The following is a 19,843-nucleotide window of genomic DNA, read 5'->3' on the forward strand; positions in this document are numbered from 1 at the left end:
TACTGCTTACGTAACAGGGAAGTAACAGGGAAATCGGTGCGCGATGGCCGCAATCGGGGAAACAAACGTTAACAGGCCTGTTGAATGGTCGCAGCCTCTCGTTGCGCTGCTGCTGCTCGTCGGCACTTTCTGCCTAGCCTACTTTTGCAAAAATATATTGGCATTAGAAGGCGGTATTGCAACGATCTGGCTGTCGGACGCTCTGGCGATTGCATTTTTACTGCGTTACGCAATGAATCGCTGGGCTCTGTTGTTGTTCGCCTCATTCTGTGGCAATACGCTGGCCTCCATCTTAGGTAATCTTCCTCCGCTATTTGGGTGTTTATACGCTTCCGCGGGCGTGGTTGAGGTATTGGTCGCAGCGTTGTTACTGCGCCGCTTTTGTCGCAGCGGGCAGTTCTTTGACAGCATGTCGCAGTGGTTTCATTTTATCTGTTTCGGCGCCTGTATACCGACCCTGGCGGGGGCTGGCATCGGGGCGGGTATTGCCGAGATTTTTGATCGCGCACCGTTCGGAGTTGTGTTTACATCCTGGTATCTGGCTGATGTGGCGGGTATTTGTGTATTCCTGCCGTTGATTCAATTGTTCGATCGCGCTCAAGCGCGCCAGGCTTACCATTCTGGCTCGCTTATCCATCTCCTGTTCGTCGCGACGGTTGCGCTGGGCAGTATCTGGGTGATTCTCGACATTCTTCCTCATCCGTTTGTCTTTATCGCGTTGCCTTTGATCTGGGCGGCCAGCCGTCTTGAACTGTTTCAGGCATTGATTGTGATCTTCCTGGCGATTGTGCAGGTGTTGTACCTGTTGACCGCCGGTAGCTTTTTGCTGGTTCCAAAATTTATCGGTGTTTTTGCTGCGCCAATCGATTTTTTACCTGTATATGCCGCCTTTATTCCCGCCTATGCGATGGCTGTCTCCTCGACAATCGAGCGTAGACGGAGCCAGCGCATCATCGAGGTGGAAAGTAGTTTCCGTGCCGCGATGGAAAATTCCCGCGTGGGCATGCTGCTGGTTTCGATGGATAGCCGAATCATCCAGGCCAACGCGAGTTTTTGTCGTTTTATCGGCTTTACTGAGGTTGAGTTACGCGGCTTGCAGATTCAGGAAATCCTGTTCGCTGACGACAGGCCGTCACTGGCCGCTGGCGATACGGGGGAGTCTCTGTATGCCCAGTATCCCTCCGGGGGGCGAGGGCCTGAATGGCGCTTTGTGCGTAAGAGCGGTGACCTGGTCTGGGGTCATTGGACCAGTAGTCTGGCGCGCGGTGCGCGCGATGAACCCCTGTACGCCGTCGTCCAGGTTGAAGATATCGACTGGCGCAAACGCAGCGAGGCGCAGCTCGCGCGGGCAGAAGAACGATGGAAATTCTCCCTGACGGTAACTGGTCAGGGGGTTTACGACTGGGATCTGGTCTCCGGCAAGACCTTTTTCTCCCGTTGGCTGGTGAGCGATATTGGTATAGATCATCGACTGCTGGCGACCCGAGCAGACTGGTTGGCGCGAATTCACGAGGATGATCGGCCGCAATTGATGGAAGCGCAATTGGCCCACTTTGATGGCGGGCGGAAAAATATTGATTGCCAGTACCGGGTGCGAACCGATACCGGCGGCCACCGGTGGATACATGAAGTGGCGCGCATCATGGAGCGGGGTGAGCGGGGTGAGCCGCTGCGCTCTATCGGCATTTTGCGGGATATCACCGAAAACAAGGAAATGGCCAATTCGCTGGCGGAAGAAAAAGAACACCTTCAGGTCACCCTGACCGCTATTGCCGATGCCGTAATTGCCACGGACACGCAGCAGAAAATTACCTTCATGAACCCGGTGGCAGAGCAGTTGACGGGATGGCGACTGGATGAGGCCAAGGGGCGGCATATAGCGCAGGTCTTTTTGTTATCCAGTGGCCGCCAGGGGATATCGATCCCCAGTCCCATCAACGATTGCCTGGAGCGTTCTGTACCGGTGGTTTCCAGTGAGGGCGCGGTGTTGCACAACCGCAATGGAGACAGCTATGACATTAAGTGTTCAGCGTCGCCGCTGCGCACGGGCAGCGGGCAGTTGCTTGGTTGTGTTCTGGTCTTCCAGGACGTCACCGAAACTCGTCAGCTAATCAACCAGTTGAGTTATAAAGCCAGCCATGATGATCTGACACACCTGCCGAATCGCGAAGCATTCCGCAGGGAAGTCAATGAGGCGGTCGATAGTGTTCGCGATAATGATGAAGTGCATGTGCTGGCGTACATCGATCTGGATCGATTCAAGGTAATCAACGATAGCGCCGGGCATCAGGCTGGTGATGCGCTGCTTAAAAATGTGGCCAAGTTCCTGCGCGACCAGTTGCGCACGACAGACAGTGTGGCGAGGCTGGGTGGCGATGAATTCGGATTGCTGCTGCGGTACTGCAACAAGGATCAGGCGCGCGTGCGATGTGAGCAGCTGGTGCGCAAAGTCGGTGCATTGCGTTTTCGCTGGAACAAGCGTGTTTTTGATGTAGGTGCCAGCGTCGGGATTACCGAGATCCATCGCAATAATAACCGGTTGGCCGACCTGATGAGCCAGGTGGATGTGGCCTGCTATTCGGCCAAGCATGCGGGTCGTGGTGCGGTTGTGATTTATGAAATGGACAGCAGTGCCGCTGCTGATCAGCACCGCCAGATCTATATGGCGTCTGCTATTCGCGAGGCACTGGACGATGGTCGTTTGCGGCTGTTTGCCCAGCCAATCGTGCGTGCCGGTGAAATACACACCGTCAGCCACTACGAATTACTGGTGCGGATGGTGGATAGCGAAGGGCAATTGATTTTGCCGGGGGCATTCATTCCGGCAGCGGAGCGATATGGCTTGATGCTGCAGGTGGATCAGTGGGTCACACAGGAATTTTTCCGTCGCTGGGGCGGGCGTGCGGCAGCGAGCGGGTTGAGCTTTGCCCTGAATATTTCAGCCGATGCGCTGGGGGATAAAGGCTTTCAGCGGCAATTGATTTCCGAATTGCGCGACTCCCCAATGCCGGCGGCGCGACTGGGGTTCGAAATTACTGAGACGGCCATGGTCAACCAGATGGAAAGTGCCAGCCAGTTTGTTTCCGGTCTCAGGGACATGGGGTGCAAGGTCGCGCTGGATGATTTTGGCAATGGTCTCAGCTCGTTCAACTACCTCAAGGCGTTTGCCATCGACTACATCAAGATTGACGGCAGCTTTGTCCGCGATGTGGAGTCTAATTTCGTTGATCTGATGATTGTGGAATCGATCAACCAGGTGGCCCACCGCCTGAAAGCGCGCACGATTGCCGAGTTTGTGGAGGATGAGGCCACAGCGGTGCGGCTTAACGCCATTGGTGTCGATTTCGTGCAGGGATACTACATTGGCAGGCCGCAACCACTGGAAGAAGTGCTGGCCAGTGGCGGGCACCGGGCGTTGCCGCCCGGTGTCCAGCGACCGCAGGAAGTGCGGGCGCTGGAAACAGAAGCCTAGGTAGTGATCCCGCCGCTTCAGTCCGGATAGTGCATTTGCCTTACTGGCGGATTTTGCCCAGATGCTTGCCGACAATCTGCAGCAGGGGTTTGAAGGTTTTGGGGGTGGCGCACACCAGGTTGCCTGAATCCAGGTAATCGTTGCCACCGCGGAAATCACTGATCAGGCCGCCGGCTTCTTTCACCAGCAGCGAACCCGCAGCGATATCCCAGGTGTTCAGGTACATTTCCCAGAAGCCGTCAAAACGGCCCGCCGCCACGTAGGCCAGATCCAGTGCAGCTGCGCCTGGGCGACGGATGCCCGCAGTCTGGCCGGCCACTTCTTTCATCACCGCCAGGTAGGCGTCGATATTTTCCAGTGCGTCGCCGTTGAAGGGGATTCCGGTACCGATCAGGGCGCCATTGAGGCCCTGACGCTTGGATACGCGAATACGGCGGCCATTGAGTGCAGCACCGCGACCGCGGCTTGCGGTGAACTCTTCGCGCTTGATCGGATCCAGCACCACAGCGTGCTCGATCTGGCCGCGGTAGCGGCAGGCGATGGAAACCGCGAAGTGCGGGCAGCCGTGGATAAAGTTGGTGGTGCCGTCGAGGGGATCGATGATCCACTCGTATTCAGGCTCAGCGCCTTCCTGCAGGCCGCTTTCTTCGCCGCGAATACTGTGCTTCGGGAATGCCTTGCGCAGGTGATAGATGATCTCCTGCTCGCTGGCGCGATCAACCTCGGTCACGTAATCGTTACGACTTTTTTCTTCGAACTTCATCAAGTCGCCGCGCTCCCAAGCGCGCTCGATCAGTTCACCGGCCTTGCGCGCCGCGCGCAGGGCAATATTCAGCATGGGTTCCATAGCGATTCCGCGGATCAGTTGAGGTTTTTCTAAAAAGCAGTGCCGGGCTTGCCGGGCGGCCGCGATTGTAGGGATTTCAATGCAATTTTGCTACACTCCGCGACCGTTTTGTAACTGGTTAGTGTAGGGTGCTGATGATAGTCATCTCCACCCGATCCGGAAAAATCGTACATGGCTAATTCTGCGACTGACTCGACACCCTTGCAGGCACTGAACAATATACGTGTAGTGCTGGTAAATAGCGCCCACCCGGGCAACATCGGTGGCGCTGCCCGAGCCCTGAAAAACATGGGGTTGAGCCAGCTCTATCTGGTTCAGCCGCGAGAGTTCCCGGCGGCCAATGCGGTTTGGCGGGCAGCGGGTGCCGCCGAATTGCTCGATAGTGCAGTCGTGGTGGAAACCCTGGAAGAGGCCGTGGCGGACTGTGGACTGGTAGTCGCGACAAGTGCCCGGGAACGCCGCATCCCGTGGCCGCTGCTGACGCCGCGCGAATGCGGCCAGCGCGCGGTGGCCGAGGCCCAGACGCACCCGGTGGCGCTGGTTTTTGGTCGCGAAGACCGCGGTCTGACCAACGAAGAGCTGCAGGCGTGTAACTTCCATGTGCATATTCCTTCCAACCCCGAATACAGCTCCCTGAACCTGGCCACTGCGGTGCAGGTACTGGTGTACGAGGCGCGCATGGCGGCGCTGGAGGCGGAGAAGGGCGGCGAGCTGAGTTATTCAGATTGGGATAGGCCCCCGGCTAAAGCCAGCGACATGGAAATGTATTACGAGCACCTGCAGCTGGCGCTGGCCGAGCTGGGGTTCCTCGATCCCGACAACCCCCGCCAGACCATGACCCGACTGCGCCGACTGTTTAGTCGGGTGCGCCCGGACGATATGGAGCTGGGTATCCTGCGTGGCATGCTGACTGCGATCCAGAATCATATTCACCGCACCGGTGGCCAGGGTCGCCCGGACTAGGGTCGCCGGTAATGGAGTGATCGGGCTGATTGGTCAGGGGTTTGCGGCCAATACCCGACCATTATGCTCGGCTATATACTTGACTGAAGTAGTGGGTTATTCCATACTCGCGCCCCGAATCAGTGGTGCCAGAGGGTGCCGCCCGGCCCGCAACCGGGGCCTGGGAGGAGGGGAAATATGCGTTTGACAACTAAAGGGCGGTATGCGGTCACAGCCATGCTGGATCTGGCGTTGCACGCCGAGCGCGGCCCTATCAGCCTGGCGGATATCTCAAAGCGCCAGGATATTTCGCTGTCTTACCTCGAACAGCTTTTTTCCCGTCTCCGCCAATCGAGCCTGGTGTCCAGTGTGCGTGGTCCCGGCGGCGGTTACCGCCTGGCCCGATCCGGCGCCGAGATTTGTGTGGCGGAAATTATTGATGCGGTCAACGAGTCTGTGGACGCCACCAGCTGTGGCGGCAACAGCGACTGCTCCGGCGGCGAACAGTGCCTGACCCACTACCTGTGGACAGATCTGAGCCGCCAGATTCACGGTTTTCTAAACGGTATCACCCTTGCAGATTTGGTGCAGCGCGCTGAAGTGCAGGAGGTGGCTCGCCGGCAAGACATGCGCGGTGGGGCAGAAGAGAAGGTAGCGATAATAGGCGGCTTGCAGTAAGGTGCCGGCCGCTCGGTCAGCCGCGGCGTGAAATCGGCGACCAGATTGGTGACCAAGAGTATTGCAGTAAGTTGCTGGCAGGCAGTCAGCGAGTGGAGACAAGAGATTATGAAGCTTCCCATTTATCTGGATTATTCGGCAACTTGCCCGGTGGACCCGCGCGTCGCCAGCAAAATGGCGGAGCAGCTGACCATGGACGGCAACTTCGGCAACCCGGCATCCCGCTCCCACCTGTTTGGCTGGAAGGCGGAAGAGGCGGTGGAAGAAGCTCGTCGTCACGTCGCTGAGCTGGTGAACGCGGATCCCCGTGAGATCGTGTGGACCAGTGGTGCTACAGAGTCCGACAACCTGGCGATCAAGGGTGCTGCGCACTTTTACCAGGGTAAGGGCAAGCACATCATTACTTCCAAGATCGAGCACAAAGCGGTGCTCGACGCCTGCCGTCAGCTGGAGCGCGAAGGCTTTGAAGTGACCTACCTGAATCCGAAGGAAGACGGCATTGTCTACCCGGAGCAGGTGGCAGAAGCCCTGCGCGAAGACACCATTCTCGTGAGCCTGATGCACGTCAATAACGAAATCGGCGTGATCAACGATATTGGCGCAATTGGCGAACTGTGCCGCGAGCGCAAGGTCATTTTCCACGTTGATGCGGCCCAGAGCGCCGGCAAGATCGACATTGACCTGGCGGAATTGAAAGTTGACCTGATGTCTTTCTCCGCACACAAAATTTATGGCCCCAAAGGTATTGGCGCCCTGTATGTACGCCGCAAGCCGCGTGTGCGTATCGAGGCCCAGATGCATGGTGGTGGTCACGAGCGCGGTATGCGTTCCGGCACCCTGCCGACCCACCAGATTGTGGGTATGGGCGAAGCCTTCCGTATCGCCAAGGAAGAAATGGCTGAAGAGGGCAAGCGCCTGCTGGCCCTGCGCGACCGTTTCTGGAACCAGATCAAGGATATGGAAGAAGTGCATATCAATGGTTCTGTCGAGCAGCGTGTGCCAGGCAACCTGAATGTGAGCTTTGCGTTCGTTGAAGGTGAGAGCCTGATCATGTCGCTGAAGGATCTGGCGATCTCTTCCGGCTCCGCCTGTACCTCTGCGAGCCTCGAGCCGAGCTACGTACTGCGTGCCCTGGGCGTAAATGATGAGCTGGCTCACAGCTCCCTGCGCTTCAGCTTTGGCCGTTTTACCACGGAACAGGATGTGGATACTGCGGCCAAAGAAGTAAGGCAGGCAGTGGAAAAACTGCGTGAACTGTCGCCGCTTTGGGATATGTACAAAGACGGTGTGGATCTCAGTACCATTGAATGGGCAGCACACTGATCGCTGCAGAAGGCGGCATTGGAAACGAATTGAGAGAGTTTAGTCATGGCCTATAGCGATAAAGTAATTGACCACTATGAACATCCGCGCAATGTCGGTCGTCTGGACGAGAAGTCCGACAACGTAGGTACCGGCATGGTCGGCGCGCCCGCGTGCGGTGACGTGATGCGTCTGCAGATTCAGGTGAACGAAAGCGGAATTATCGAAGACGCCAAGTTCAAGACCTATGGCTGTGGTTCCGCGATCGCGTCCAGCTCCCTGCTTACCGAGTGGGTGAAGGGCAAGACCCTGGATGAAGCGGCACAAATCAAGAACACCGAGATCGCTGAAGAGCTGGCGTTGCCGCCGGTGAAGATCCACTGCTCGGTGCTGGCGGAAGATGCGATCAAGGCTGCCGTACGTAATATCCGCGAAAAGCGCGGTGAAAAGACTGAAGAGGCCGCGGGCTAAAGCGACCTCTGAGCGGTAAGGAGTAGCGACCGACATGGCAATTACCATGACCGAAGCGGCCCAGGCCCACGTTGCCAAGCAACTGGCCAGCCGCGGCAAAGGAATAGGCATCCGCGTCGGTGTGAGAACCGCCGGCTGCTCCGGCATGGCCTATGTGCTGGAGTTTGTCGATCAGGCAGATCCTGAGGATGAGGTATTTGACGCCGGCCCTGTAAAGCTGGTGGTTGATCCGAAGAGTCTTGCCTATCTCGATGGCACCGAGCTGGACTTTGTCAAAGAAGGGTTGAATGAAGGTTTTGCGTTCAAGAACCCGAATGTCAAGAACGAGTGCGGCTGCGGCGAAAGCTTTCACGTTTGAGTGGAAGCCGATGCTGGCAGTGAAGGGCCGGGTGCGCGAGTGCATGCCGGCCTTTTTGTTATCTGGGCGTATGGAATGAAACTGCAACAGAATCACTTTGAAATTTTCGGCCTGCCGGTAGCGTTTGAGGTGGATCGCCAGGTACTGGCAAAGCGCTACCGTGAGCTGCAGCAGGAGTTTCATCCCGATCGTTTTGCGGCGAAGTCGGAGCGCGAGCAGATGCTGTCCATGCAGTACGCCGCGCAGATCAATGAGGCGAACAACACCCTCAAGGATCCGGTGCAGCGCGCCGCGTATCTTCTGCAATTGGCGGGCGTGGAGATCAATCCGGAGCAAACGACCGCCGATGGCGAGTTCCTGATGCAGCAAATGATACTGCGGGAGCGCCTGGAAGAAGTGCGCGAGGCCGCTGACCCGGAGGGTGAGCTGGAGGCACTTGCGAGTGAAACGGCGGACTTGTTCCAGTCTCAGGAGCGCGTGTTCTCTTCCGCGCTGGCGGCCAATGCGCTGGACGAAGCCAGGGGCGCGCTGCTGAAATTGCAGTTCCTCGCCAAGCTCAAGTCTCAGATCGAGACGCTGGAAGAAGATTTATTTGACTGACTGTTACTGTTGATTGATGACTATGGCTTTACTGCAGATTTCCGAACCCGGCCAGACACCCGAACCTCATCAGCGCAAGCGCGCGGTAGGGATCGATCTGGGAACCACCAACTCTCTGGTGGCAACCGTTCGCAGCGGTTCCGCAGAAGCTCTGCCGGCAGAAGATGGCAGTGTCATCCTGCCCTCGGCGGTGCGCTACACCGAGTCCGGGGTAGAGGTCGGGCAGGCGGCACGCTCTGTTGCCGGCGAGGATCCGTTTAACACGCTGATTTCTATCAAGCGGCTGATGGGACGCGGTCTCGCAGATGTGAAAAGTTTCGGCGAGCAGTTGCCGTATAACTTTGGCGAAGACACAGGCGGTATGCCTTCCATCGAGACGGTGGCCGGTGCTGTGAACCCGGTGCAGGTTTCTGCCGAGATTCTCAAAGTGCTGGCCAGGCGCGGCGCGGATTCGCTGGGTGGGGAGCTGGACGGGGCGGTGATCACCGTGCCCGCCTATTTCGACGATGCCCAGCGTCAGGCCACCAAAGATGCAGCCACGCTGGCGGGCCTGAAAGTGCTGCGCCTGCTGAACGAGCCCACGGCTGCGGCAGTGGCCTACGGACTGGATAAATCCGACAATGGCGGTGATGTTGCCGACCGCACAGTGGCGGTCTATGACCTCGGTGGCGGTACTTTTGATATTTCGATCCTGCGCCTCTCCCGTGGTGTGTTCGAAGTGCTCTCCACGGGGGGCGACAGCGCCCTCGGCGGGGACGACTTTGACCGCGCGGTTGGCGAATGGATTGCAGCGGAGGCGGGGCTTGGATCCGACCTCGATGCGGCTACCCAGCGCAAGCTGCTGAATGCGGCCTGTGCGGCTAAAGAAGCGTTGGCCACAACTGATACCGTGGCGGTGGCATACGCCGGCTGGTCCGGTGAGCTCAACCGTGAAAAGCTGGCCGAGTTGCTCGACCCGCTCATCGGCAAGACGCTGCGAGCCTGCAAGCGCGCGCTGCGCGACGCCGACCTGACCGCCGAAGATATAGCTGAAGTGGTGCTGGTGGGCGGTTCCACGCGCACGCTGCGGGTGCGGGAAAAGGTCGAGGAGTTTTTCGGCCGCAAGCCCCATGCGGATATTGATCCGGATCAGGTGGTGGCCATTGGTGCTGCCCTGCAGGCGGATGTGCTGGTGGGCAACAAGTCCCGCGAAGACCTGCTGCTGCTGGATGTGATTCCGCTGTCGCTGGGCCTCGAAACCATGGGCGGCCTCACCGAGAAGCTGATTCATCGCAACACGACGATCCCGGTGGCGAAGGCACAGGAGTTCACCACCTTCAAGGATGGCCAGACAGCAATGGCGATTCATGTGGTGCAGGGTGAGCGGGAGCTGGTAAAAGACTGCCGGTCGCTTGCCCGGTTTGAGTTGCGCGGTATCCCGCCGATGGTGGCTGGTGCAGCCCATATCCGCGTGACCTTTCAGGTGGATGCGGATGGGTTGCTGTCGGTCAGTGCGGTGGAAAAAAGTAGCGGTGTGGCCGCTGAAATCACCGTGAAGCCCTCTTATGGCCTTGAGGATTCCGATATCACCCGCATGTTGCAGGATTCCTACGCGCATGCGGAGGAAGATATCGCCGCGCGAGCCCTGCGCGAAGCGCAAGTGGAGGCGGAGCGCACCATGGAGGCCATATTGGTCGCGCTGCAGGAAGATGGCGCCGAGCTGCTGAGCAGCGAGGAGCTGGATGAGTTGGAGCGCGCCATGGAAGCCTTGCGGCTGGCGCACAACGGCGGTACTGCGGAAGAAATCCGCAGCCGGGTCGAAGCCCTGAATACACTGTCAGAGCCGTTTGCCGCGCGCCGTATGGACAAGTCCATCAAGCGGGCCATGCAGGGTCACAGCCTGGATGAATTTGATCAGTCCTGAATCTCGCGGATTCAGGCCGACACAGACAAGAGTTATTGAGTAATGCCGAAGATCGTATTTTTGCCCCATGCAGAACTCTGCCCGGAAGGTAAAGTCATTGAGGTGGAGCCTGGTATCACTGTATGTGATGCCGCGCTGCAGAATGGTGTGGAGATCGAGCACGCTTGTGAAAAGTCCTGTGCCTGCACTACCTGCCACGTGATTGTGCGCGAGGGGTTTGATTCCCTCGGTGAGCCGGATGAGCTGGAGGAGGATCTCCTGGATAAGGCGTGGGGGCTTGAGCCCGAGTCGCGCCTGTCCTGCCAGGCGGTTGTGGATCAGGAAGACCTTGTGGTCGAGATTCCGAAATACACCATCAACCAGGTTTCTGAGCGGCACTGACCCGTGCTGTTCCAAGGAGCAGAGAATGAAGTGGACGGATATTCACGATATCGCCATAGAGCTCAGCGATGCGCATGCCGATGTGGATCCGCTGTCGATCAATTTCGTTGATTTGCGCAAGTGGGTGATGGATCTGCCCGGGTTTGACGACGATCCCGACCGCTGCGGGGAAAAGATCCTGGAGGCCATCCAGGCCGCCTGGATCGAAGAGAACGAGTAGCCTCGGTCGCCGCGCCCGTTCGGTGGGCAGGCAGCCGTCCCGTGGCGTTTTGTCCGGGTGGCACGTTGGTCAGCCTTGCCCGGGCGGGCAAGGGGGGCTGTGTTCAATGAACGCCCGGCAGGGCCCTGCCGGCGTCCTCCCACGGATACCGCATCAAATAGTACAAACTTCACCTCACAGCGCGTATAATCCGCGCTCCGCGCATAGTGCTGGTTAATTAATCACCAGTTGTGCGGCGACAGAATTCAGGGAAGAGCAACGGAAGTTGCTCTTTTCGTATGTGTCTTAAGACAATTTTTTAAAAACCTAGAACTGGAGAAAACCATGGCCCTGGAACGCACCCTGTCCATCATCAAGCCGGACGCAGTAGCCAAGAATGTAATCGGCGAAATCGAGAGCCGCTTCGAGAAAGCTGGTCTGCGCATTGTTGCCATGAAAATGGTTCAGCTGTCCCAAGAGAAGGCAGAAGGCTTTTACGCTGAGCACAAAGAGCGTCCTTTCTTTAAGGACCTGGTTGAATTCATGACTTCTGGCCCGGTTGTGGTTCAGGTTCTGGAAGGTGAGAACGCCATCCTGGCGAACCGCGACCTGATGGGCGCCACCAACCCGAAAGAAGCCGCTGCTGGCACCATCCGTGCTGATTTCGCTGACAGCATCGACGCGAATGCGGTTCATGGTTCCGATTCCGCGGCTTCTGCTGAGCGTGAAGTGAACTACTTCTTCTCTGCTGAAGAAATCTGCGCACGCTAATACGGCCCGCGCTCTAGTAAGAGTCTGCTCACTGGGCAGGCTCTTACGATGTACCCAATTTGCGCACCGCATCCGGTGCAAGGTGAATCCATGACCGCTACTGCTGAAACTGTTCAGACTGAAAAGGTAAACCTGCTGGGCCTGTCCGTGGACAAGCTGGTGGAGTTCTTTGCCGGTTTGGGGGAGAAGCGTTTCCGCGCTGTGCAGGTATTGAAGTGGATCCACCAGAATGGCGTGGACGATTTCGAGCAGATGACCAACGTCAGTAAGGTCATGCGCGCCAAACTGGCCGAAATCGCCGAAGTTCGCGCACCCAAAGTCCTGAAGCAGATGGACTCCGCTGATGGCACCCGCAAGTGGCTGATCGAGGTCGCTGGCGGTAATGTGATCGAGACCGTCTTTATCCCCGATGGCGACCGCGGCACCCTGTGTGTTTCCTCCCAGGTGGGTTGCTCCCTGGATTGCAGTTTCTGTGCGACCGGCAAGCAGGGCTTCAACCGCGACCTGACCGCAGCCGAGATCATCGGCCAGGTGTGGATTGCCTGTAAATCCTTCGGTCAGCTGCAGCCCAATGGCCCGCGCAAAGTAACCAATGTGGTGATGATGGGCATGGGTGAACCCCTGCTCAACTTTGACAACGTGGTCGACTCAATGAACCTGATGATGGAAGACAATGCCTACGGCATCTCCAAGCGTCGGGTAACCCTGAGCACCTCTGGCGTGGTGCCGGCTCTGGATCGGCTGGCTGAAGTGACCGATGTGAGCCTGGCAATTTCCCTGCATGCGCCCAATGACGAGCTGCGCAACGAGCTGGTGCCGATCAACAAGAAATACCCCATCGCCATGCTGCTCGACAGCGCCAAGCGCTATATCGAGAGCATGCCGGACAATCATCGCAAGATGACCATCGAGTACACGATGATTCGGGAGGTGAACGACCGCCCCGAACACGCCGAGCAGTTGGCAGAGCTTCTGCGTGATGTGCCGGTAAAGATAAATCTGATACCCTTCAATCCGTTTGAGCTGTCCGATTATCAGCGGGTTAGCAACAACGCTTTGCGACGTTTTCAACAGATTTTGTTGGACAAAGGCTATACCGTAACCGTGCGTACCACCCGGGGTGATGATATCGCCGCGGCCTGTGGTCAGCTGGCCGGTCAGGTGAACGATCGCACGCGTCGCTCGGAACGCTACCGCAATGCGGAGCGCCCGGTGCGCATCGTCGGACAGGCCTGATACTTGCATTGCCGATTCGTCCGGCGTGCGCCAGTAGTAGAACGCACCCAATAACGACAAGGTGAAGCTCGTGTTAGCAAGAATTTCCAGCCCGGCTGTCCTCGCCGGGTTAGTGCTCTCTTTACTGCTGGGTGGCTGTGTGACCACCGGCGGCGGCAAGGAGATTGATCTCGATAAGGCCCGAAAAACCCACGTTCAGCTGGGATTGCGCTATCTCCAGAGTGGGGACAACCGCGAGGCTGCCCGTCACCACTTCCAGCAGGCCCTTGAATTGGGTAAAAGAGACCCCGAGGCCCATCACGGCCTGGCTTTGCTGTATCAGGTGGATGGTGAGCTGGCGGTCGCCGAATCCCATTTCAAAAAAGCCCTCCGCTACGACAGCGGCTTTTCCATGGCGCGGGTGAACTACGGTGTGTTCCTGTATCAGCAGGAGCGTTATACCGATGCGCGGGAGCAGTTCCAGGTTGCGTCGGAAGACCTCAGCTACAACCGCCGTTCCTATGCGCTCGCCAACCTCGGTCGCGCGGAGCAGCGCCTGGGGAACTCCGAGGCCGCCGAAAAGGCCTTCAAGAAGGCTCTGTCCCTGAGCCCGGACTTGCCGGTAGCCCTGCTGGAGCTGGCCGAGTTGAAGTTTGAGCGCAAGGAGTATGCGCAGGCAAAGCATTACTTGGATCGATATGGCGAGAGGAATCGCCAGGTGCCGCAATCCCTGTGGTTGGGGATCCGGATTGAAAAGACCTTTGGCAATCGCGACAAGGAAAGGAGTTACGGTTTGGCGCTCAAGAACCTCTTTCCCTATTCAGAGGAAACTCTGAAATACCAGAAATTGATGGCCGAAAATGAACAACGTTGATACAGCAGCGACCGCTGCCGCTGAACAGACCGAAGCGACCGCAACAATGACGGCGGGTGCCCTGATTGCGAAGGCCCGTGAAGAAGCCGGTTTGACCCGTGAGGAGCTGGCGCAGCGCATGTGCATGACCCCGCTCAAGCTGGAGCACCTGGAGCGGGATGAATTTGAACGTCTCGCCGGGGCGACCTACGTGCGTGGCTATATCCGAAACACCTGCAAAGAGCTGGGCGTTGACCCCCAGCCGGTGCTTGAGGCGTTCGAGCGCCAGTTGCCGGTGCAGGCAGATAGCGCGCCCAGTGCCCGCAAGCCCAGTGGGGCGGTGATTGCCAAGGGTGGTCAGTCGTCTTCCGGCGGTTTCTCAGGGCTGGTATTTGTCTTGGCCCTGGTAGCCGCTGGTGGCGGTTACTGGTGGTTTATGCAGCAGCCCGGCGCGGCCGCTGAGGCTGTGCAGGCCGCCGAGGTGACGTCCGGCTCTGTGGTAAATGACGCGCAGTCCGAAGGTGAGGGCGCTCAGGAACAGGAATGGTCGGCGCTGGAGTTCAATGAAACCGGGGAAATGGTATCGGAGTCTGAGCCCGACGTGATCAGCGGGGGGCCTGACGAAGATCCCGCAAGCGCCGAAGAGGGCGCCCTCGATACTGACGTTGAGCTGGACGTTGCCAGTGAGTTTGACGAGGCCGGTGAGTTTGGGATGGCCAGTGAGGTGGTTGCGGAGACCGAAGAGGTTGTGCTGGCGGAAAGCCCGGTGCCTGCGCCGGCTGTTCCAGAACAGCCGGTTTCTGAGCCGGCTCCCGCGCCTGAAGCTGCACTGCAAGCGGCATCTGTGGGCGAGGTGAGCGAGCAGGAAGGTGCGGAAAGCCGTGCGCTGGCAGCCGATGCAGAGGCGTTAATGCTGGATTTCAGTGAGGAGTCCTGGGTGGAAGTGACGGATGCCAGTGGTAACAAACTGTTGGCAAAGCTGCAGCCGGCGGGATCCCGCGTGGAGTTGAACGGTGTGGCACCGTTCAGCCTGATGCTGGGCAATGCGGCGGGGACGACGGTCAGCTATCGCGGAGAAGTGGTCGAAAGTGCACCCCTCGGCAACCGTCGCACCCGCAAACTGACGGTTGGTGGTTGACCCGGGTCGCCAATTTAGATCTCTCCGTAGGGCGCAGCCTCTGTAGGTTTGCGCCCAATCTCTCTATAATCCCCCCCTGTTTTTTCGTCTCCCACCTGCTTTTGCAGGGATTTAGTCGCAAGGTAATGCTATGCAGTTTGAGTCACCCATAGTTCGCCGGGTATCGCGCCAGATTATGGTGGGCAATGTGCCTGTTGGTGGTGGTGCGCCCATTTCTGTGCAGAGCATGACGAATACCGAAACCTGTGATGTGGCGGCCACCGTGGCGCAGATCCAGCGCCTGGAGCAGGCCGGGGCCGACATTGTGCGGGTTTCTGTGCCATCGATGGACGCCGCAGAGGCTTTTGGCGAGATCAAGAAGCTGGTCAGTGTGCCGCTGGTGGCGGATATCCATTTTGACTACCGCATCGCCCTGCGCGTTGCGGACCTCGGTGTCGACTGTCTGCGTATCAACCCGGGCAACATCGGCCGTGAGAAGCGCATCCGCGCAGTGGTGGACAAGGCCCGCGACCTGAATATACCGATTCGAATCGGCGTAAATGCCGGTTCCCTGGAGAAAGACCTGCAGAAAAAGTATGGCGAGCCCACACCGGATGCGCTGGTGGAGTCCGCCCTGCGTCACGTCGATATCCTCGACAGCCTGAACTTCCAGGACTTCAAGGTCAGCGTGAAGGCCTCTGACATTTTTATGGCGACGGCGGCCTACCGCAAACTTGCGACCCAAATTGAGCAGCCGCTGCACCTGGGGATTACCGAGGCTGGTGGCCTGCGTGCCGGTACCGTGAAGTCCGCTATCGGTCTCGGTGCCCTGTTGCTGGACGGTATCGGCGACACCCTGCGGGTGTCCCTAGCGGCGGACCCTGTGGAAGAGGTCAAGGTGGGCTGGGACCTGCTGCGCAGCCTGCGTCTGCGCACCAAAGGGATCAACTTTATTGCCTGCCCGAGCTGTTCCCGCCAGAACTTCGACGTGGTCAAGACCATGAACGAGCTGGAAACCCGCCTCGAAGACGTGACCACACCACTGGATGTGGCGGTCATCGGGTGTATCGTCAACGGCCCGGGCGAAGCCAAGGAAGCTGATATCGGGCTCGCCGGCGGTACGCCGAGCCATGCCATCTATGTAGACGGCCAGCCGAGTCAGAAGCTGAAAAACGATAACCTCGTCGATGACCTTGAGCGCCTGATTCGCGCCAAGGCAGCCGCTAAGGCTGAGGCCGAAGCCAATATCATCGCCAAAGAGACGGTTGAGTAATTCTGGCTGCCGGCCTGGGCCGGCATGACACCGTAAAAAATGTATTCCCGTCATCCCGGCCCGAAGCCGGGATCCAGTGACCGCACTGGGTGCTGGCAGGCGCCGGCATGACGACCAATTAGTAAGTAAGGACTACCGTTGAAACAACTTCGCGCCATTCGCGGCATGAACGACCTGCTGCCGACCCAGTCTCCGGTGTGGCAGTACGTTGAGAGTACCCTGAGCGAACTCTTCGCCCGTTACGGTTACAGTGAAATCCGCACGCCACTGCTGGAATCAACCCAGCTGTTCAGTCGCGCTGTGGGTGAGGCCACCGATATTGTCGAAAAGGAAATGTATACCTTTGATGACAAGAGTGGCGATAGCGTTACCCTGCGCCCGGAAGGAACCGCGGGTACCGTGCGTGCGGCGATCCAGAACGGCCTGCTGAGCCAGCCCCAGCGGCTCTGGTATTTCGGCCCCATGTTCCGCTACGAGCGCCCCCAGAAAGGCCGCCTGCGCCAGTTCCACCAGTTTGGTGTGGAAGTATTCGGGATTGAAGGCCCGGACATCGATGCGGAAATCCTGATGATGACCGCGCGCCTGTGGAAGCAGCTGGGTGTGGCAGAGCATGTGTCCCTGCAGCTCAACTCCCTTGGCAGCAGTGAGAGCCGTGCAGCCTATCGCGAGGCACTGGTGGAATACCTGTCCGCACGCAAGGATCAGCTGGACGAAGACAGCCAGCGCCGCCTTGAGCGCAACCCGCTGCGGATTCTCGACAGCAAAAATGCCCAGACTCAGGAACTGCTCGCGGACGCGCCGTGTCTACTGGACTTCCTGGATGAGGAATCCCATGCGCACTTCGACCAGTTGCGCGCATTTCTCGATGCGGCCGGTGTGGCCTATGAGGTAAACCCTCGCCTGGTGCGAGGCCTCGACTACTACGGCAAGACCGTATTCGAGTGGGTCACTGACAGCCTGGGTTCCCAGGGTACCGTGTGTGCCGGAGGTCGCTACGATGGCCTCGTCGAGCAGATGGGCGGCAAAGCCACGCCGGCGGTTGGCTTCGGGCTTGGTGTCGAGCGCCTGGTATTGCTGCTGGAAACCCTGGAAGTATTGCCGGAAGCGCTGGATCAGCAGGTTGATGCCTATCTGGTTGCGGTGGGTGATGTACAATCGGCGGCCCTGGCTGCTGCGGAACAGCTGCGCTCTGAGTTGCCCTGGCTGCGGCTGCAGACCCATTGCGGGGGCGGCAGCTTCAAGAGCCAGATGAAGAAGGCCGACAAAAGCAATGCAGATTACGCGTTGATCATCGGCGAAGATGAAGCTGCGGCGGGGCAGGTGACGGTAAAACCGCTGCGCGCAGAAGCAGAACAGAAGACGGTGGCACTGGCGGAACTGTCCAGTATCCTGCAGGCCTGATTGGCAGGCTGCACAATCGTCAAACCATATTCGAAGTTTGGATTTTTAGAATAAGGCGAATAACAAAATGGCTGACCATTTGACCGAAGAAGAACAGATTGAATCGCTCAAGCGCTGGTGGAAGGAAAATGGCTCCGGCATCGTAACCGGTGTAGTACTGGCTCTGGCGGCCTACTTTGGCTGGCAGTGGTGGCAGGGTAAGGAGCGCGCTGACGCGGAAGCGGCATCGAATATCTATCAGGGCTTTGTCGAAGCGGTGTCAGCCAATGAAGGCAAGCCGGATAACAAACAGCTGACCACCGCGCAATCGCTGGCGCGTGAACTGAAAGACGATTACGCCAAGCGAATTTATGCGGCGCAGGCGTCCCTGCGTCTGGCGGCGCTGGCTGCTGAAAAGAATGATCTGGAGACAGCGGCTAAAGAATTGCAGTGGGCCATCGACAACACCAGTGACGATGCGCTCAAGTATGTGGCTACTCGTCGCCTTGCGGCCGTCAAGGCTGCCCGCGGTGAGGAACAGGAAGCGCTGGCACTGGTGTCAGGCAATGTGCCGTCAGAGTTTGCCGCACTCTACGCTGAGACCCGTGGCGATATCCTTGTGCAGCAAGGTGACAAGGACGCCGCGCGCAAAGCGTACGAGGAAGCCCGCACCCAGCTGTTGCCGGAGCAGGCCTCCGCTGGCCAGCTGCTGGCACTCAAGCTGGAAGCCCTCGGCGAAGCCAATGGTGAAGAATCAGCTGTTGAAGAATCAGCAGTCGAAGAATCAAAAGACGCGGAAGATTCCCAGCCGGTCGAGCAGCCGGCCCCAGAATCTGAAAAGGAGAATGACGCGCAATGATCCTGACTCCAAAAGCGTTGAACCGGTGTGTTGCACTGGCGCTGGCAGCATTGCTGAGCGCGTGTGCTTCCAACGATGAAAAGGAAGACACTGACCCGGTGGAGCTGACGGAGATCACTGAATCCGTCAAGTTGCGCGAGGTGTGGTCAAAGAACATCGGCGATATCGATGCGCTGCGGTACGCCATGCTCAAGCCCGGCTTGATCGATGGCAAAGTGATCGCGGCCAACAGCGATGGCGATGTGTTCGCCTTCGAACGCACAACCGGCAAGCGCTTGTGGAAAGTCGACCTGGATCAGTCCATTAGCGGCGGCGTTGGCGTAGGCCAGGGCCTTGCGGTGGTCGCCGATTACCGCGGCCGTGTCGTGGCATTGAACATTGAAGATGGCAGCCAGCGCTGGGAAACCCAGTTGGGTGGTGAGGTGGTTGCCACTCCCGCCGTCGGTGCGGGCGTGGTGGTGGTTCAGACCGTAGACGGCAAACTGCTGGGCCTTGACGGTGCCACTGGTGAGCAGCGTTGGCGCCACAACACGGCGCTTCCGGTGCTGACCCTGCGCGGTACTGCCAGTCCGGTGATCTCCGGCGGTGCGGTGTTCGCGGGCCTCGATAACGGCAAGCTGGTTGTGCTGAACGCCATTGACGGCCTGACCCGCTGGGAACAGCGCGTGGCCATCCCGCAAGGTTCCGCAGAGCTGGAGCGGGTGGTGGATATTGACGGGGCGCCGGTGGTGCGTGGTGAGCTGGTTTTTGCCGCCAGCTACCAGGGCCGTATCGTCGCGCTTTCCAGTGAGGACGGTCGCGGCCTCTGGGCTCGTGACGCCTCCACCAACCACAGTGTTGCCGTGGGCGCCGGCCAGGTTTACCTGAGTGGCGCTGATGGTAGTGTCCATGCCTACAATGTGGGTAATGGGCAGATAGAGTGGAGCAATAGCGAGTTGCTCCGCCGCGAGTTGAGCGGGCCGGCGTATTTTGGTGATGTTGTGGTCGTAGGTGACTACGACGGTTACCTGCACGCACTGGATCCCGCCAGCGGTCGGTTTGTCGGGCGCGAGCGTATTGATCGCGACCCGGTACGCATCCCGCTGCTGGCCGATGGCGACCTCCTGTTTGCATTGTCTGATGACGGTGAACTGGTGGCCTTGCGCCTGGAGCGCCTGCAGTAAATAGATTGGGGATCGGTGCAACGCTTGCGTTGCTGCCAGTCCAATTGACCTTCGCCCGC

At 58.6% G+C, this 19,843-nt stretch carries 19 protein-coding genes; 18 read left to right on the forward strand and 1 reads right to left on the reverse strand.

What is annotated here, in order from left to right:
* Positions 1-43: 43 nt before the first annotated feature.
* Positions 44-3,472, forward strand: coding sequence for an EAL domain-containing protein (locus ACNKU7_RS14335; RefSeq protein WP_418297678.1), 3,429 nt, complete (start codon positions 44-46; stop codon positions 3,470-3,472).
* Positions 3,473-3,512: 40 nt separating this feature from the next.
* Here the strand turns inward: ACNKU7_RS14335 and ACNKU7_RS14340 are convergent, their stop codons facing one another.
* A complete protein-coding gene (locus tag ACNKU7_RS14340) occupies positions 3,513-4,319 on the reverse strand; it encodes an inositol monophosphatase family protein (protein WP_418297679.1) in 807 nt (268 codons plus the stop codon).
* Positions 4,320-4,490: 171 nt separating this feature from the next.
* Here ACNKU7_RS14340 and trmJ point away from each other — a divergent pair, with 171 nt between their 5' ends.
* The 17 genes from trmJ (at position 4,491) to bamB (ending at position 19,784) form a co-directional block, all read left to right on the forward strand.
* Positions 4,491-5,282 (forward strand): tRNA (cytosine(32)/uridine(32)-2'-O)-methyltransferase TrmJ, encoded by a 792-nt coding sequence (trmJ, locus tag ACNKU7_RS14345; RefSeq protein WP_418297680.1) that lies wholly within the window; start codon positions 4,491-4,493, stop codon positions 5,280-5,282.
* Positions 5,283-5,459: 177 nt separating this feature from the next.
* Complete coding sequence (iscR, locus tag ACNKU7_RS14350) at positions 5,460-5,939, forward strand: Fe-S cluster assembly transcriptional regulator IscR (protein ID WP_418297681.1); 480 nt, start codon at positions 5,460-5,462, stop codon at positions 5,937-5,939.
* Positions 5,940-6,047: 108 nt separating this feature from the next.
* A complete protein-coding gene (locus tag ACNKU7_RS14355) occupies positions 6,048-7,262 on the forward strand; it encodes an IscS subfamily cysteine desulfurase (protein ID WP_418297682.1) in 1,215 nt (404 codons plus the stop codon).
* 45 nt (positions 7,263-7,307) lie between these two features.
* A complete protein-coding gene (gene iscU, locus ACNKU7_RS14360) occupies positions 7,308-7,712 on the forward strand; it encodes a Fe-S cluster assembly scaffold IscU (protein WP_418297683.1) in 405 nt (134 codons plus the stop codon).
* A 34-nt stretch (positions 7,713-7,746) separates the two neighbouring features.
* Entirely contained in the window at positions 7,747-8,070 is a 324-nt protein-coding gene (iscA, locus tag ACNKU7_RS14365; RefSeq protein WP_418297684.1) for an iron-sulfur cluster assembly protein IscA, read from the forward strand.
* A 75-nt stretch (positions 8,071-8,145) separates the two neighbouring features.
* On the forward strand, positions 8,146-8,670 hold the full coding sequence (gene hscB, locus ACNKU7_RS14370) for a Fe-S protein assembly co-chaperone HscB (RefSeq protein ID WP_418297685.1): 525 nt from the start codon (positions 8,146-8,148) through the stop codon (positions 8,668-8,670).
* A gap of 22 nt (positions 8,671-8,692) precedes the next feature.
* On the forward strand, positions 8,693-10,573 hold the full coding sequence (hscA, locus tag ACNKU7_RS14375; RefSeq protein ID WP_418297686.1) for a Fe-S protein assembly chaperone HscA: 1,881 nt from the start codon (positions 8,693-8,695) through the stop codon (positions 10,571-10,573).
* Positions 10,574-10,615: 42 nt separating this feature from the next.
* Positions 10,616-10,954 carry an ISC system 2Fe-2S type ferredoxin gene (gene fdx / locus ACNKU7_RS14380; protein WP_418297687.1) on the forward strand — a complete coding sequence of 113 codons (339 nt, stop codon included), beginning with the start codon at positions 10,616-10,618 and terminating at the stop codon, positions 10,952-10,954.
* Between the two features lie 25 nt (positions 10,955-10,979).
* The gene (gene iscX / locus ACNKU7_RS14385) at positions 10,980-11,174 is read left to right on the forward strand and encodes a Fe-S cluster assembly protein IscX (protein ID WP_418297688.1); all 195 of its coding nucleotides are present in this window, start codon (positions 10,980-10,982) and stop codon (positions 11,172-11,174) included.
* Positions 11,175-11,498: 324 nt separating this feature from the next.
* The gene (gene ndk / locus ACNKU7_RS14390) at positions 11,499-11,924 is read left to right on the forward strand and encodes a nucleoside-diphosphate kinase (protein ID WP_418297689.1); all 426 of its coding nucleotides are present in this window, start codon (positions 11,499-11,501) and stop codon (positions 11,922-11,924) included.
* A 90-nt stretch (positions 11,925-12,014) separates the two neighbouring features.
* Positions 12,015-13,160, forward strand: a complete 1,146-nt coding sequence (gene rlmN, locus ACNKU7_RS14395) for a dual-specificity RNA methyltransferase RlmN (protein ID WP_418297690.1) — start codon at positions 12,015-12,017, stop codon at positions 13,158-13,160.
* Positions 13,161-13,230: 70 nt separating this feature from the next.
* On the forward strand, positions 13,231-14,013 hold the full coding sequence (gene pilW / locus ACNKU7_RS14400; protein WP_418297691.1) for a type IV pilus biogenesis/stability protein PilW: 783 nt from the start codon (positions 13,231-13,233) through the stop codon (positions 14,011-14,013).
* Positions 14,000-15,130: a RodZ domain-containing protein gene (locus ACNKU7_RS14405; RefSeq protein WP_418297692.1), complete on the forward strand. Its 1,131-nt coding sequence runs from the start codon at positions 14,000-14,002 to the stop codon at positions 15,128-15,130. The genes pilW and ACNKU7_RS14405 overlap by 14 nt, the downstream gene beginning before the upstream one ends.
* A gap of 130 nt (positions 15,131-15,260) precedes the next feature.
* The gene (gene ispG / locus ACNKU7_RS14410) at positions 15,261-16,382 is read left to right on the forward strand and encodes a flavodoxin-dependent (E)-4-hydroxy-3-methylbut-2-enyl-diphosphate synthase (protein ID WP_418297693.1); all 1,122 of its coding nucleotides are present in this window, start codon (positions 15,261-15,263) and stop codon (positions 16,380-16,382) included.
* Positions 16,383-16,520: 138 nt separating this feature from the next.
* A complete protein-coding gene (gene hisS, locus ACNKU7_RS14415) occupies positions 16,521-17,783 on the forward strand; it encodes a histidine--tRNA ligase (protein WP_418297694.1) in 1,263 nt (420 codons plus the stop codon).
* Positions 17,784-17,850: 67 nt separating this feature from the next.
* Complete coding sequence (locus tag ACNKU7_RS14420; protein WP_418297695.1) at positions 17,851-18,621, forward strand: YfgM family protein; 771 nt, start codon at positions 17,851-17,853, stop codon at positions 18,619-18,621.
* Positions 18,618-19,784 (forward strand): outer membrane protein assembly factor BamB, encoded by a 1,167-nt coding sequence (gene bamB, locus ACNKU7_RS14425; RefSeq protein ID WP_418297696.1) that lies wholly within the window; start codon positions 18,618-18,620, stop codon positions 19,782-19,784. Before ACNKU7_RS14420 ends, bamB begins: the two co-directional genes overlap by 4 nt.
* The last annotated feature ends 59 nt before the right edge of the window (positions 19,785-19,843 follow it).

The organism is Microbulbifer weihaiensis (assembly GCF_048323715.1).
In the GTDB taxonomy this organism is placed as follows: domain Bacteria; phylum Pseudomonadota; class Gammaproteobacteria; order Pseudomonadales; family Cellvibrionaceae; genus Microbulbifer.